This window comes from Aurantiacibacter suaedae (assembly GCF_005434915.1).
In the GTDB taxonomy this organism is placed as follows: Bacteria; Pseudomonadota; Alphaproteobacteria; order Sphingomonadales; family Sphingomonadaceae; genus Alteraurantiacibacter; species Alteraurantiacibacter suaedae.
On the sequence record NZ_SKCG01000003.1, the window covers coordinates 438,972 to 454,649 of the forward strand.

At 60.9% G+C, this 15,678-nt stretch carries 10 protein-coding genes; 6 read left to right on the forward strand and 4 right to left on the reverse strand.

The window, feature by feature from the left end:
• Positions 1 to 12: 12 nt before the first annotated feature.
• From E0473_RS13050 to E0473_RS13075, 6 genes are all read left to right on the forward strand, one after another.
• On the forward strand, positions 13 to 1,440 hold the full coding sequence (locus E0473_RS13050) for an AMP nucleosidase (RefSeq protein ID WP_137681316.1): 1,428 nt from the start codon (positions 13 to 15) through the stop codon (positions 1,438 to 1,440).
• A 314-nt stretch (positions 1,441 to 1,754) separates the two neighbouring features.
• Positions 1,755 to 5,249, forward strand: a complete 3,495-nt coding sequence (locus E0473_RS13055) for a CHASE domain-containing protein (protein WP_137681317.1) — start codon at positions 1,755 to 1,757, stop codon at positions 5,247 to 5,249.
• 105 nt (positions 5,250 to 5,354) lie between these two features.
• The gene (locus E0473_RS13060) at positions 5,355 to 5,726 is read left to right on the forward strand and encodes a response regulator transcription factor (RefSeq protein WP_162848948.1); all 372 of its coding nucleotides are present in this window, start codon (positions 5,355 to 5,357) and stop codon (positions 5,724 to 5,726) included.
• The gene (locus tag E0473_RS13065; protein ID WP_137681319.1) at positions 5,723 to 6,856 is read left to right on the forward strand and encodes a DUF6584 family protein; all 1,134 of its coding nucleotides are present in this window, start codon (positions 5,723 to 5,725) and stop codon (positions 6,854 to 6,856) included. Before E0473_RS13060 ends, E0473_RS13065 begins: the two co-directional genes overlap by 4 nt.
• Positions 6,853 to 7,863, forward strand: coding sequence for a HEAT repeat domain-containing protein (locus tag E0473_RS13070; protein WP_137681320.1), 1,011 nt, complete (start codon positions 6,853 to 6,855; stop codon positions 7,861 to 7,863). The genes E0473_RS13065 and E0473_RS13070 overlap by 4 nt, the downstream gene beginning before the upstream one ends.
• A complete protein-coding gene (locus E0473_RS13075) occupies positions 7,860 to 9,287 on the forward strand; it encodes a glycosyltransferase family 2 protein (protein WP_137681321.1) in 1,428 nt (475 codons plus the stop codon). The genes E0473_RS13070 and E0473_RS13075 overlap by 4 nt, the downstream gene beginning before the upstream one ends.
• Before the next feature lie 503 nt (positions 9,288 to 9,790).
• On the opposite strand, the gene fumC is transcribed toward E0473_RS13075, so the two are convergent.
• The 4 genes from fumC to E0473_RS13095 form a co-directional block, all read right to left on the reverse strand.
• The gene (gene fumC / locus E0473_RS13080; protein ID WP_137681322.1) at positions 9,791 to 11,173 is read right to left on the reverse strand and encodes a class II fumarate hydratase; all 1,383 of its coding nucleotides are present in this window, start codon (positions 11,171 to 11,173) and stop codon (positions 9,791 to 9,793) included.
• A 39-nt stretch (positions 11,174 to 11,212) separates the two neighbouring features.
• Positions 11,213 to 11,821: a flavodoxin family protein gene (locus tag E0473_RS13085; RefSeq protein ID WP_137681323.1), complete on the reverse strand. Its 609-nt coding sequence runs from the start codon at positions 11,819 to 11,821 to the stop codon at positions 11,213 to 11,215.
• Positions 11,822 to 12,006: 185 nt separating this feature from the next.
• Positions 12,007 to 14,280 carry a TonB-dependent receptor gene (locus E0473_RS13090; RefSeq protein WP_137681324.1) on the reverse strand — a complete coding sequence of 758 codons (2,274 nt, stop codon included), beginning with the start codon at positions 14,278 to 14,280 and terminating at the stop codon, positions 12,007 to 12,009.
• Between the two features lie 194 nt (positions 14,281 to 14,474).
• Complete coding sequence (locus E0473_RS13095) at positions 14,475 to 15,659, reverse strand: serine hydrolase domain-containing protein (RefSeq protein ID WP_241657506.1); 1,185 nt, start codon at positions 15,657 to 15,659, stop codon at positions 14,475 to 14,477.
• Positions 15,660 to 15,678: the final 19 nt, after the last annotated feature.

A 15,678-nucleotide genomic window follows, 5' to 3' on the forward strand; every position in this document is an offset into this window, starting at 1 on the left:
AGAACAACGCCCATGAGTATCGACACCGCCGCCATCATCGATCAGCTGGAACAGCGCTATCAGGCGGCGCTTGACGAGCTACGCGCCGCCGTGGCCGCCTATATTGAAGATGGCAAAGCGCCCACGGCAGCGGAGCGGGCTGCGGGCCTCTTCGCCTATCCAGAACTGCGCATCCGCATCCTTGGCGAGAGGGCTGGGTCCACACGCAGGCGGGCCGTCAAGCGCGTTCTGGAAGCGGGGGACTATGCGATTTCGATCACCCGACCCGAACTGTTCAGGCGTTACCTTACCAGCCAGCTAGATGCGCTCACGCGCGATCACGAGATCGAGGTGGAGATTGCCACCTCCAGCGTCGAAATCCCTTTTCCCTATGCGATTGACGGTCTGGACCTTGAAGACGTGCGGCCGGCAGAGCTGGCGACCGTCCTGCCGACCACCGAGCTGGCGCTGGTTGGCGATCATGTCGCCGATGGCGCGGTGCGTCAGGCCAAGGTTCGTCCGCTAGGGCATTTCGACGCGCTGCGCACCGACTTCAGCCTTGCGCGGTTAAAGCATTATACGGGCACCCCGCCCGAGCATTTTCAGCGCTATGTGCTGTTCACGAATTATCACCGCTATGTCGATGCCTTCGCGGCCTGGGCAGGCGAACAGCTTCAGAGCGAAGGGCACTATAGCGCCTTCAGCTCGGCCGGAGGCGCCTATTATGAGCGCGCCGAGGAAATGGACGAGCACGTGGCGGACAGCGCTTGGCGCCGCCACCAGATGCCCGCCTACCATCTGATCGCGCCGGACGGGGAGGGCATCTCGCTGGTGAACATCGGGGTTGGCCCCTCCAATGCCAAGACGCTGACCGACCATCTCGCAGTGCTGCGGCCCGAAGCGTGGATCATGATCGGGCACTGTGGCGGCTTGCGCTCGAGCCAGGTCATCGGCGATTACGTGCTTGCCCATGCCTATCTGCGCGACGATCATGTCCTTGACCGGGTGCTCTCACCCGAAATGCCAGTGCCGCCAATCGCGGAGGTTCAGCAGGCCCTTCACCGCGCGACCGCGATCGTTACCGGTGAGGATGATGCAGGCGTCCGCGACCGGCTGCGCACCGGCACCATCGTCACCACCGACGACCGGAACTGGGAACTGCGGCACGATGAATATGCGCTGCGCTTCAACCAGTCGCGCGCCGTGGCCATCGACATGGAATCAGCAACAATCGCTACACAGGGCCAGCGTTTTCGCGTGCCTCACGGAACGCTGCTGTGCGTTTCGGACAAGCCGCTTCATGGCGAGATCAAGCTGCCAGGTCAGGCCAACCGCTTTTACGAGCAGGCGATCCGCGAGCATATCGCCATCGGCATCGAAACGGTCGCGCAGCTGCGCAAGGCCGGGTCACGCCTGCACAGCCGCAAGCTGCGCGCATTCGACGAGCCGCCTTTCCGCTGACGAGGAGAGCCGCTGCCTTCTCGATGTAGGGGAGCTAGGGCCACATAAGCCGACTTCGGAGACGCTCTGCCGACGATGCAGATCGCGGTCGGACTGGTGGTTACCAGCCATCGCGCTGTGCTCTTGGCGTTCTCTGATTATCTGGTGTTGTGTGACGCAAAGCGCTGGATCGTCGTGCCGACAACGAGAGCGGCTCGTCGTCGCCAACCTGCTGCACCACTGCGTTTCTCGCCTGCTCCTGAACTCCACTTTCGAACTCATTAACTTCCTTCGCTTATCGGAAAGCAGGTCGGATCAATCTTTGGGCGCAATGCATGACAGCGCTAGTTTCAGAGCACTCGGCGAAATTGGCTTTTCTGCGCCCAAAAACGCCAACATTGCTTTGGCTGCGCGATGTTGTGCTTTTGGCCATCGGCTATTTTGTCGCAGGCTATGTTGGGCTCGCACTGGCGATTCCCCCCGGTTACGCAACGATCATATGGCCCGCCTCTGGCATTGCGCTGTGCGCCTTGTTGCTTCGAGACCGGACGATCTGGCCCGGGATTTGGCTCGGCTCATTTGGCATCAATCTGTTCAATAGCGGTGATGGCGTCAGTTCCGCGCAATCCTTGTTGCCGGTGGCCATGGTCGCGGCCGCAATCGCCGGCGGTGCGTGCATCCAGGCGTTGATAGGCCATACCGCTGTGCGCAGGTTTGGGCCGGTACTTGAACTGTCGTCGCCCCGTCAGTTTGTGCGCTTCCTTGTGCTGGCTATCCTGTTGCCGTGCCTCGTCTCGTCCGCCGTAGGGGTGGCGGCGTTGGCGGTGGCCAATCTGGTGACGATCGAGACGCTCGCTGGCAACTGGCTGATCTGGTTGACAGGAGACCTGTTGGGCGTTGGTTTTATTCTGCCCGTGCTCATCTTTTCCAGCCATTCTCCGCTGCCCGTAAGATGGCGCGGGCGACGCTTGCCAAATGCAAGTTCGGGGATCGCGCTTTCGATTGCCGCAATGCTTCTGCTTACCGGTTATAGCTGGAAGCACATGGCAGAGCGCGAGTATGAGCTATCGAGCGTTGCTTTCGCCGCCTTGGCGACCGATACCGAGCGGGCGCTCTCCAATCGCATCGCAGTGTACGAGCGCGCGCTGGACGCAAGTGCAGCTTTCGCGGCCAACTCCGACAGCATCTCACCGGCGAAATGGGGAAATTATGTCGAGAGGCTCGGCCTTGAGGACCATTATCCGGGGATGCGCGGGATTGGCTTCTTTCGGCTCGTACTCGAAGACGAGATGCCCGCGTTTCGTGAACAGTTCGCTCATGAATATGGCGACCGATTTTCGATCCACCCAGAGATTGAGCGCGAAGAACACTTCATAATCAATCGCATCGAGCCTCTCAACGGGAACCTCGCCGCCCTCGGACTCGACCTGGCCTTCGAGGAAGGCCGCCGCGCGGCGATTGCGCGCTCGCTTCGGAATGGGGCCGCCACGATGACCAGGCCGATTGTCCTGGTTCAGGATGCCAAACAAGGTGTCGGCTTTCTGTTCATGAAACCTGTTGGCGATGAAAGCTCACCACAACGCGGGCAATGGATTGTTGCACCTCTTGTGGCAGAAGAATTCCTTGGAGACCTGACCCCAAGAGAAGGGCAGGATTTTTCACTGGAGGTCTATTTCGGAGCAGAGCTTGCGCCCGAAAATCTTATGTTCGCGACCTCGCTGCAACAAAATCGAACGCCCCGCTTCGAGGATGTTCGTCGAATTGAAATGGCTAACCAGATCGTTACTCTGCGTTGGCGAAGCCTGCCGGCTTTCGACAAGCGCGTCAGCAATCAGGGCGACACGCTGGTCCTGATTGGCGGCATCATTATCTCGGCGCTGCTAGGACTGGTTCTGATTGCCTTCACCCGGCGGGAGGGAATGGTTCTGCGCAAGGTCGAGGAAGCGACAGCCGAGCTCGAGAGGCACAACGCGATGCTTGAGCTGGCCGAGGCAACTGCACACGTCGGCCACTGGCAGTTCGATACGATAAGCCAGACCATTTACTGGTCTGACGAAGTCTATCGCATTCACGGGCGCGCAGTTGGTAAGCCAATCGGGCTTGAGGAAGCCATAACGTATTACCACCCCGACGACCGTAAGATTGTGACCTCCTCGCTCGAAGAAGCAATGGTCACCAAGTCGGCCTATCGTTTTTCTGCCCGCCTTATCAGAGAGGATCGCGTGCTTCGGCACGTGGAAGTCATCGGGCAGGTGCAGTCGAATGAAGAGGGCGAGGTCTCGTCGATACTTGGCGTGATAATTGATCGCACCGACGAGATAACGATGCGCGACAGCCTTACGAAGGCGCGTGACGAGGCCCAGGCCGCCGACACTGCAAAGTCGAATTTCCTTGCCAATATGAGCCATGAAATTCGCACGCCGATGAACGGTGTGATCGGTTTTACCGAACTGGCTTTGAGCGAAGAGAAAGATCCGGCGCAGCGTCGACGGCTGCAAATGATTTCGGATTCGAGCGCAGCCATGCTTCGCCTGCTCAACGACTTGCTCGACTTCGCGAAGATCGAAGCGAACCAGATGGCGATAGTTGAAGAAGCGACGAACCTGCGACGCCTCTTGCGTGGTGTCGTCCGTTTGATGGAGCCAATTGCGGACGCGAAAGGCCTCATTCTCTCGCTCGAAATCGATATGCGACTGCCGCAGTATGTCCTGATCGACAAAATGCGCCTGCGGCAGGTGGTTCTCAACCTTGTAGGCAACGCCATCAAGTTTACCGAAAAAGGCATGGTCAAGGTTGTCGTATCGCTAGTGGAGCCAGCCCAGGGATCGCCAGCTCGGCTGAGCCTTGCGGTGAGGGATACCGGGGTTGGAATACCGGCCAACCGGCTCGCATCGATCTTCGATAAGTTCACTCAGGCTGATGATACGATTGCTCGCAAGTACGGCGGAACGGGCCTGGGCCTGCCGATCAGCGCCCAACTGGTCGATTTGATGGGCGGGACAATACGCGTGGAGAGCGAACTGGGCGAAGGCTCTCGCTTCGTTGTCAGCTTGCCGTTGCAGGAAACCGATCTGCCTGACGAAGCCGCTGTGACAGATGCGCCGCAGCCAAGTGCGGGCGATCCTGTCGCGCTGCGCATTCTTATCGCGGAAGACAATCCTGTGAACCAGGAAGTGACGATGGCGATGGTCGAGAAGGTCGGGCACGTTTGCGATCTTGCGCGCAACGGCAGGGAAGCGGTGGATATGGTCATGCGCGCGAAGCGCAACGGCTCGCCGTTCGACATGGTGCTGATGGATATGCAGATGCCACTTCTCGACGGTCTTGGCGCTGCGACCATGATCCGCGAGGCAGGCATTTCGCCCGAGGAACTGCCGATTATCGCCGTCACGGCGAATGCATATGCCGACGATATTCACCGCTGCCATGAAGCTGGAATGCAGGCGCACGTCGCCAAGCCCTTGCGGCTGGCGCAGCTCAACAGGGTGCTGGCCGGGTGGTCCAAGCGCGGAGCGGAGCCTGACTTGTCACCCGCCACCGAGCTGGAGCAGGAAACCGACCCGCGGCTAAACCGGATGTTCGATGAACGCGTCAGCGGAGCGTTGGAAGCTATTGATGCCGTAATCGCACGTAATGACATGACGGAGGAAGAGCGGACCGAGATCGCAAGTCTCCTGCATCAGATCGCCGGGGTTGCAGGCTACTTCGGCCGCTCTGAACTTGGCGAGAAATGCCGTGATGTTGAGCGTTGCCTGCTGGCTGATCCCGCTCACAGCGCGGGTCTCGACCTCTTGGCTGAAATCCGTGAGGAGATCGCACGGCAAAGCTAGAGAAAAGCCGTTGGATGCTCTCGCGGTGCCAGGTGGCGCGGTGCTGAATTTAGCAGTTATTAAGGAAAATTACGGTAGTCTTCGCATTAAGTAACGGAGAGTATCATGGCCAATATCCTGATAGCGGACGATGATCCGATCCTGGTGGAGCTGGTCAAGTTTCGTCTCGAAGGCGCGGGCCATGTGACTAGTGTGGCCAGCAACGGCGAAGAAGCCCTCGATCAGATCAAATCGGACAAGCCCGATCTGGTGGTGCTCGATGCGATGATGCCTATCGTCTCGGGGCCCGAAGTGCTCAGGGCCATCAAGTCCGATCCAGAAACCAAGGATATCCCCATCGTGATGCTGACCGCGCGCAAAGGGGAGGCCGATGTTGTTACGGCGATCAGATCTGGCGCTGCCGAATATCTGACCAAGCCGTTCATCCCTCAGGAACTGCTCGTGCGGATTGAGAAGCTGCTCAAAGAGGTGCAGTGAAGCGCGCCCTTTGCCTGACGTGCCTCGCGCTCGTCGTGATGGCCAAGCCTGCTTTAGGGCAGGATGTCGCTGTTTCTCGCGAAGAACAGTTGGAGCGGGTGGAGCGTGACCGCGCGGAGGGCGACCTTGCCGCGGCAGGCGAGGGGCTGGAGCGGTTGCTCGCCCGGTATCCTGACGATCCCGATTTGCTCCGTCGTCTGGCGTCGGTGCGGGCGGCACAGGGCGATCTCGACCAAGCGCAGACGGTGATCGATCGTGCCTTGGCGCTCGCTCCCGAAGATCTCGATATTCAGCTGGCCCGCGCCAACATCCTGTTGTGGCGCGGGCAAAGGCTAGCGGCACAGCAACAGGCCGAGGCCATCGCATTGGTTGCTCCCGATTATCCCGAGCTTGGCTTGCTGGAGGCAAGGCTGGCCCAGGACGACGAAGAGCGAGGTATGCGGCTAACCGCGCTCAATATCGGCGGTGGGGTTTCCGAGATTTCTTTCGATAATCGCTCGGGAGAGGTCTGGTCTTCCCAAATTGCGAGCCTTGGCCTTTCCTTGGGCAGCGCTTCGGGTGCCAGCGTGACTCTGGAGCGAGAAGAGCGCGCCACCACCGACGTGCGGCTCTCGGCCCGTCTCGATCGGCGGTTTGGACGACACGCTGCATACATCTCTGGCAGCGTCGTGCCCGATGCAGACTTTCGGGAAAGCTGGAGCATCGGCGCTGGAGGGGAGCTTGCTCTGAGTGACCGTCTGACGGCTTTGGTCGACATGCGATATGCCGATTATCGCGACAGGACCGTTTTCGCGTTGCAACCGGGTGTGCGCTTTGTGTTCGGCGATGCAGTCTCGCTTACCGCGCGGGCAATCAATCTGCTCGGCGGTGGCGAAGACTATCGGCTTGGCGGTTCGCTCCAGTTCGATTACCGGCCTGAAGATCGGCTCGGTGGCTTCGTTGTACTTGCCAGCTATCCCGATGTGGAGGCGGACGGCGTGCGCCAGCTCCGAAGCGCAGCGACCGGGCTGCTGGTTCCGCTCGGCAATGGGATCACGCTGTCAACGGTCGGTGCTTACGAGGATCGCGAAAACAGCTATCGCCGCCTGTCTGGAACGCTCGTGCTCGGCTTTCGCTTCGGTGCGCGATGATCTCTTCGTGGATGTTCTATAACACGATCATCGGCGGATCTGTCTGGATGGCGGGCGTGGTCATCGCGATATTCGGGCTGCTGGTCCTGCGCCGCTATATAGCCGAGCGCAGAATGGCGGCGAACAAGCGGATCGATGCGGCGATCACGCGCAGCTATCTGCGCAGGGTGGCAGGCCATCGCCCGGAGGGGGATGAGAAAAGCTGGACCGGCGAGCGCAGGCTGGCCGCGGTCAGCCAGATTCAGGCGCTGCTTCGCGGCGGTGAGCGGGATCGGCTTATGCAGATTGCCGAACTCGACGGTTTGTTGGCAGCGACGCTGCGTCGCTCGCACAGCTGGCGCCGATCCGAGCGTGTGAGCGCAATCCGGATGTTGCAGCGTTTCGGCAGCGAAGCCTGTGTTGCACGCCTTCGCGAGATGCTTGCGCGCGATCATAGCCAGAGGGTCAGGGTCGAGGCCGCCTTCGCGCTCGCCGCTGCCTATGCGCTCCCTCCACCGCGCGAGACCATGCGCATACTGGGGATGACGGCGCGGGCTCCCAGCAAGCTCGACATTGCGCTCCTGCGGGCGAGCGCACCCGAATATCCCGAGCAGCTCGCGCTGTTGCTGGAGGATGATCTGAGCCCGGTCTGGCGCGCGCAGGTGATCGATTCACTCGGGTGGAGCGGCAATGTCGGCTTCATAGGACTGCTTGAGGAAGCCGCTCGTCAGGAGGACGTCGAAGTCCGCTGTGCCGCCATGCGCGCTTGCGCCAAGCTCGGCCATCCGGGCGGCCGCGAATTCATCATTAGCGCCTTGCACGATCCTGCTGCCACGGTCAGGACGCAGGCCGTCAGCGCCTGTTCTGCGTTGGGCCTGAAAGAGGCCGAGGGCGACATTCGCCGCTTGCTCTGCGACCCTGAGCTTTGGGTCAGGCTGCGCGCTGAACAGGCTCTGGAGGCGCTTGCTGAAGGGATCGGTGCTGCGAGCAGCACCTTCAATCACAACACAATGATGGACTACGGATGACCTGGGCCGGATTTCAGGATGCTGCCGCGCAGGCTGTTATCGCGGTGGCGTTTTTCTGCTTCATCGTCGTGTTCTTGCGCAATGCCATCGGCCTGGCGCAGCTATTGATTGCCGGTTGGGTGTTTGGAACGCGCATAGAGCCGAGTGAGGGCGCGCGCGAACTTTGGCAGCGCTACGCCGATCTTGCGATGCCGATTACCGTGATCGCGCCAGCCTACAATGAAGAACTGTCGATTGCCGAAAGCGTCAAGGCGCTTCTTGCGCTCGAATATCCGGACCATGAGGTTATCGTCGTCAACGATGGATCGAAAGACGATACGCTGGGCGAGCTTCTGCGTGTCTTCGAGATGGAGAAGTGCGATCGCAAGCAGATCGCCAAGCTTCAGCAGACGGAAATACGCGAGACCTATATCTCACGCCGTTTTCCGAACCTGCTCGTTGTCGACAAGGAAAATGGGCGCAAGGCGGATGCGGCGAATGCTGGCCTGGGCTTTGCCCGCACGCCCCTGGTTTGCGTGATCGACGCCGACTCCATTATCGAGCCCGATGGTTTGTTGCGCGCGGCCGAGCCCTTCATGCACGACGATGGCCGTCTGGTCGCGGTGGGCGGCGCAATACGGATCGTAAACGGAAGCACGGTCAAGGGAGGATCGCTGCAAGAGATCAGTGTCGCCAAAGGCCTGGTGCCACGTTTTCAGGTGGTCGAGTATCTTCGCGCATTTCTTACTGCCCGTGTGGCCAATGCACACACCAATACGCTGATGCTGATATCCGGCGCGTTCGGGCTTTTTCGTCGCTCCACGCTGGTCGAAATCGGCGGTTACAGGCATGACACTGTGGGAGAAGACCTTGAACTGGTGGTGCGGCTGCATCGCCACCTGCGAGAGCAGAAGCGAGATTATCAGCTTGCCTTCGTGCCCGACATCGTGTGCTGGACCGAGGCGCCGGCGGGTCTCAAGGGGCTCGATAATCAGCGCGCCCGCTGGCAGCAGGGTTCGCTTGAGACCTTGCAGCGTCATCGGCGCATGATCTGTAATCCTCGGTACGGGCGGATCGGCCTGCTAGCCATGCCGCACATCGTGCTGGAAGACATTCTCGGCCCCCCCGCCGAGCTTGTGGGCTACCTCGTCCTTCCGGCGGCTGCGCTGCTGGGCTTGCTGGACCCCATGATGGCAGTTGCATTCTTCTTCGTATCTATTGTGTTCGGCAGTGCCCTCAGCGTGGGAACGCTTGTTCTGGAGGAGCAGCAATTGCGCCGCACGCCAACGGCAAAGGATCTGCTCAGGATTGGCTGGGCCGCTTTGATTGAGAACTTCGGATATCGCCAGATCAACCTTTGGTACCGGCTTCAGGGAGTGCTGCGGTTCGTGAAAAAGGATAACACCTGGGCAGCCGTCCCACGGGCAGGGTTCAACGCGAACTGAACGTGTGGTGCCTGCAGGCCACTAGGCCAGCGAGAAACTCGCATGTCCTCTCGGCGCAAGCCGAAGTGTTTGATTAATCATGGACCTTGGAAAATGGCCTGATCAGTTCTTTGCGCGGTGCATCAGATCATTGCGGCGGCGGGAAGCAATTGATACGCTTGGTATCTTCTGACGCGCGATCATCGCCGCGGCAGGCGCACGGCCCGTCATCCTGCCAACTGCTCTTCTCCCGCGCGCTCGGCCTGAAGGGCCGCCGGCAGCAATGCGACAATTTGCCAGATCCCGCTTCAGCCGTTCCAGATCCGGCCCACCGGGATCGCCTTCCATTGGGCTTTGGAGATTGAATAGCAGGGTGGGGTGGCGGGTTCGGTTGTAGGGCGTCCATTCGGGGAAGATCGCGCTGCGCGGTAATGGGCAACGATCGCTTCCGCATCCGGCGCGAAATTCTCGATCACGCCCATGGTGCCGAATCCGCCGATCTCAGCGAAAATGTGAGGCCGTTCTCAGGTCATGGTTTCGGGTCGCACCAGCCGGTCGAATCTTTCCGGTTCCACCAGATCCAGCTCAAGTGCCGCTTCGCGCAGCGTCAGCCCCTCGGTATGAGCGTGATGGGCGATCCTTGCCGCATTGTCGTAGCCGATCTCCGGCGCAAGGGCAGTAACCAGCATCAGCGACTGGTCGACCAAGTGCGCGATCCGCTCCCGGTTGGGCTCCATTCCTGTCACACAGCGATCCGCGAAACTTTCCATGCCTGTTGCGAGAAGGTCGATTGAACGAATTGTGCCTGCGCCGATCATCGGTTTGAACACGTTAAGTTCAAGCGCACCTTGCATACCGCCTACGCTCGCAGCCTGTTGCTGGCCCAGCACCTGCGCAGCCACCATCGTCAGCATCTCGCACTGGGAGGGATTAACCTTGCCCGGCATGATCGAGCTTCCCGGCTCGTTAGCCGGCAGGATCAACTCGCCGAGCCCAGAGCGTGGGCCGGAGGCCAGCCAGCGGATATCGTTCGCAATCTTAGTAAGCGAAACTGCGAGCGCGCCGAGCGCACCCGAAAGCCGCACGAGGGCATCGTTGGCCGCAAGCGCAGCGAAAGAGTTTGGGGCAGGGGTGAAGCTCTGGCCAGTGATGGCGGATATTTCTTGCGCCATATCTGCGGCAAAGCCGGGCGGGGCGTTGAGGCCTGTTCCAACGGCCGTGGCCCCCTGGGCGAGCTTTCTTACATCGGCGGCGGCATGGCTGATCGCGGCCCCGCCTTCATCCAACTGCGCCACATAGCCCGAAAACTCCTGACCGAGCGTGAGGGGCGTTGCATCCATCAGGTGCGTGCGCCCGATCTTGACGATGTCGTCCCAAGCCTGCGCCTTGTCTGCCAAGGCATCGCGGAGCTTGCCCAGCGCAGGCATTAGCTTGTTTTCCAGCGCCAGCGTGGCGGCGATGTGCAGAGCGGTGGGGAAGCTGTCGTTCGACGACTGGCCCCGATTGACGTGGTCATTGGGATGAACAGGGCTTTTGCCGCCGATCTTGCCGGTGAGCAGTTCGTTCGCCCGGCTGGCAATCACCTCGTTCACGTTCATATTGCTGTGGGTGCCGCTGCCTGTCTGCCAGATCACCAGCGGGAAGTGGCCATCGAGTTCGCCGTCTATCACCTCGCGCGCCGCGCTCTCGATAGCGTCCGCCAGCGCGGCATCGAGGCCATGCTTGCGGTTGACGCGCGCGGCGGCCAGTTTGACCACGGCCAGCGCGCGACTGATAGCGAGCGGCATACGTTCGCTCTCGCCGAAAGGAAAGTTCTCGAGGCTTCGCTGTGTCTGTGCGCCCCAGTATCGGCCTGCCGGAACTTCGACTTCGCCGAGGCTATCGGTTTCCGTTCGCTTGTCGGTCACATCTGGCTTTCTTGATCAGGCAGCTAATTACTTTTCCGGCTAGCCCGGGTAGGGTGCAGACTTGAGCAAACCGGCGAGATGGCTGGCGTTGGAAGCCACCATGGCGGCAGTCTGCGTCACTTTCTCCGGCACCGCATCGAGTTCCATGAAATCGGTGCTGCCCATCGCTTCTCCCACCCAATAGCATGCAGCAACGGCGGGAATGGTGAAGCCCACATCGTTGAGCGACTGGAACAGTTGCGCCGACGAGAAATGCGCGCCGTCCTCATTGCCCACGATCGCGGCCACCGCGACCTTCGAATAGCTCGGCATGCGGCCCTGGTCGTCGGTTTCGGAGAGGAGTGCATCGAGCCGTTCGAGCACACGCTTGGCCACGCTGCTAACTTGGCCCATCCAGATCGGCCCGCCGAAAATCAGAATGTCGTGATCGAGCACCTCCTGGCGCAGGGCCGGCCAGTCGTCTCCATCGCCTTCATCCGATGTGACGCCCGGCTTGATCTGCAGGGAAGCGACGCGGACGGTGCGGGTGACATCGACTTCATGGCTGGCGAAGGCACCTTTAAGGACCGAGATCATCGCATCGGTGGACGAGGCCTCGTTCGGGTCCGATTTGAGGGTGCAGTTAAGGGCAAGGGCTTTGAGTGGCATGTCGTTACAACGGGGCCCCCGATGCGATGTTCCGCGCCTTGTTCTGATAGATCCGCGCAAAAGGCGTGGGACGGCTTATCATCGTCACCAGCTGCTACGTGCGCGAACGGCAGCCGCAGTGTCAGAAACACTGCGGCTGCCGATGTTGGTTCTGCGCTCATCCGGGAGCCGAAAAAACCGCTGGTTCAGAACCTGATCGAAGTGCGCACACCATACTGGCGCGGCGCGCCGTAGAACTCGTTATCGTCCGTGCGGCCGACGACATATTCCTCGTCGGTGAGGTTGGTGGCGTAGGCTTCCACCACGAAATCATCATAACGTACGGTGAGCAGCGCCGAGAGCAGTCCGCGCGATTCGAGCAGATCGCCCGGACCATAGGCCAGATAGTTGTAGCGGCTGCCCTGATAGCCATAGTTGATCCGCGGTGTGACCGACAGGCGGTCGCTCAGGTCGAACGCGTATTCGACCCCGAAATTGTAGGTCCATTCAGGTGAATAAAGGTTGTCGCCGCCCGAAGTGGTGGTGATGAACGGACCATAGTCGAAGCAGGCGGGCGGACTGGAGGGAACGCCCGGCGCGCACTGCGGGCCGAGCTGGCCGGGCGGAAGCAGGCGTGCGTTCACGAAGGTGAGGCTTGACAGCTCGGTGTCGAGATAGCCGAAACTGCCGTCGAACCCGAAGCCGCCGAAGCGGCCCTGGATCTGCCCTTCGAAACCCTTGATCGTGGCGCTGCCGACATTGCGCACACCAGTGGTGCCGGTGGCGGTTTCAATCACATCGAATTGCAGGTTGTTGAAATCGTTATAAAACGCGCTCAGCTGCATATTGATGCGGCGATCTGCCAGCGCGCCCTTCCAACCGATTTCATAGTTCCACACCGTTTCGGGGTCGAATTCGGGATTGTCGCATTGCGGGCTGGGCAGGCAGTTGAAGCCGCCCGGCTTATATCCGCGTGCGGTGAAGGCATAGAGCAGGTGGTCGTCGGCCACGTTCCAGTTCAGCGCGAGCTTGCCGGTCACCATGGAATCGTCATGCTCGCCCGCCAGATCGGCGATCACCAGACCGCCGGGCGGGAAGCCTGGAAAGCCTTCGCCAAGCAGCACCGTACCCGTACCGGTCGACTGGAAGTGCGAATAGCGGGCGCCGAGCTGGACTTCGAGTGTGTCGGTCAGCTGATAGTTGCCTTGCGCAAAGGCGCCATAGATATCGCGGTTGTTGCGCGGCGAAACATAGGTGCCCGGAGGCGCAAGGTTGCGGGTATCGACGACGATGTCGTTACGCTGATAATAGCCGCCCAGGATCCAGTCGAACGCGCCCGAAGTGGGCGAGATCAGATTGATTTCCTCGCTGTATTGCCGCTCGCCAGCGAAGTAGTCGGTGACCAGCCCGCCGCCGGCTGACGGCGGTGCCTGCGTGCCGTCGGCATCGCTGACGTAGGTGTTGCGCTTGTATTGGTAACCGCTCAGCGAGCGCAGCGTCAGGCCGCTGGCAAATTCGTAGCGCAGCTCGAGACTGGCGATGAAGGCGCGTTCCACCTTCGAGGTGTCGGTGTCGTAATCCAGCGTGCGGATATCGTCGGTGGCGAAGGGGGCAAAGGTGGTATCGGGGGCAGGGCGGTATGCATAGCCGCCCGTGTCCTGCTGGTGCCATTGCAGTTTGAGCAGGGCGCGGAAAGCGTCGCCCGGCTCCCACATCGCGCCGAGCCGTGCGCCGATTTCTTCCAGCTTGCCTGCATCGTTGTTGAACGGGCCGATGTCTGTGTAGAAGCTGTCGCGGTCACGGACGATGCCCGCTGCGCGCACCGCCAGCGTGTTGGTCAGCGGCAGATTAACCGCGCCTTCGCCTTCGACGAGGCCATAATTGCCCACGCCCGCCTTGGCGTAGCCTTCCACGCCGTTAAGCGAAGGATTGGCCGAATTGATGAAGATGGCCCCGCCGGTCGAATTGTTGCCGACCAGCGTGCCCTGCGGCCCGCGCAGCACCTCGATCGAGGCGATATCGTAAAACGGGATGCTGGTGACGATCGGCGGCTGGAACAGGCCATCGATATAGGTGGCAACGCCGTTCGAGATGTTGGGCGAATTGGCGGCAATGCCGATACCGCGAATATTGACTGACTGCGTTTCGCCCGCATCGGTGATCGAAAGCGACGGGGCGGCGAGCTGCAGGTCAGCCACCGAATCCACCGCCTTGGCATCGAGATCACCGCCGCCAATCACGGTTGCGGCAATCGGCACGTCTTGCAAGTTCTCGTCGCGCCGCTGGGCGGTGACGACGATCGCATCGAGCGGAGCACTTCTGTTGGTCGCAGCTTGCGCTTGCTGCGGGCTTTCGGCTTGCTGCGCATTGGCCGCGCCCACCGGGATGGCCAGCGCTGCGCTCGATAGCAGCAGGCGGCACAAGGCGGCCTTCATACGCGATTTGTCAGAACGGGATGCAATCCCATTATCGTGAGCCATGTTATTTCCTCCCAGGTTTTGCAGCAAACTACTGGGCTGGCGCAGACTCGCGTAAGTCCCAAATGGGATATACCGAAAGGGAACAGTCCGCGAAAATGCGCGGCTACAGACGCAAACGGGCGGCAGCGATGATCGCTGCCGCCCGGCTTGCTCAGCATATCAGGCCATCGATCAGCCCGATTGTTGCGAGCTGGTCACTCGGGCGACCAGGCGCTTGCCGCAGCGAGGAAGGCAGCGGTTTCGTTTGATGGTGTCATATCGGCGGGCGGGAAATAGCTCATCTTCACGACCACGGTCTTGGAGGTCGGATCGACATAGATGTACTGCCCTTGCAGGCCGATCGCCGCATAGGCGTTCTCGCCGAAGGTCCACCATTGCATACCATAACCCATGCCTTCACCGGACGGGGCCTCGGTGGGCGCGGTCGACAGGGCGACCCAATCGGCGGGCACGACCTGACGGCCATTGGCCTTGCCGCCATTCATCATCATCAGGCCGATACGGGCATAGTCGCGCAATGTGGCGTTGAAGCCCGCCCCGTTGAACTCGCGGCCCACGCCGGGCGGGCCATCCATGATGAAGAAACCATCGGCCTCCATGCCCAGCGGCTCCCACAGGCGCTGCGTCATGTAGGACGCGATGGTGCTGCCCCCGCTGACGCGTTCGATCAGCAGGCCAAGCACGGCGGTGTCGATGGTCTTGTACTGGAAGTGTTCGCCCGGCGTGTGCGCGCGGTTAATGGTGAAGGCCGGCTCCACGAAACGGTGCGTGTTCTTGACCAAGGCATTGATATGGTTGGTGGCTGCGATGCCGGGATTGGCGAAGTCGTAGCGTTCCTCGTAATCGACGCCCGAGCGCATCTGCAGAACCTGCCGGATCGTCACGCCTTCATAACCGCCGCCCTTCAGCTCGGGCAGATAGCTGTCGATGGCATCGTCGAGCGAGGCAATGCGGCCTTCCTGCAAGGCAAAGCCGACCAGCAGCGAGGTGAGCGACTTGGTCATCGACCAGCCCATGAAACGCGTATCGGCGCGGCTGTTGTTGAGATAGTTCTCGTAGACGATCTTGCCGTCCTTCATCACCAGCAGCGCATTGGTGTAGGTGCGGTCGAGGAACTCTTCGGATGTATAGGTGCTGCCCTCGAACTGGTAAGTGAAATCGAGCGGGTGATCGTCACGCTCGAGCTGCCAGACCGGGCCGGACCGCGGCACCGAGCGCGTATAAAACAGCTTGTCCATGCTGCGGAACGTCAGGCTGTTCACGTTCGCATCGTTCATCGCCCAGCGCAGGTTCTGCACCGCCACCGGCACATCGGAGCGTTCACCGCTGGCCACCTGCGGCGGGAGCTGTGGCTGAGCGATCGCCGGGGCTGTGGCCATGCCGCATCCCAGCATGAGC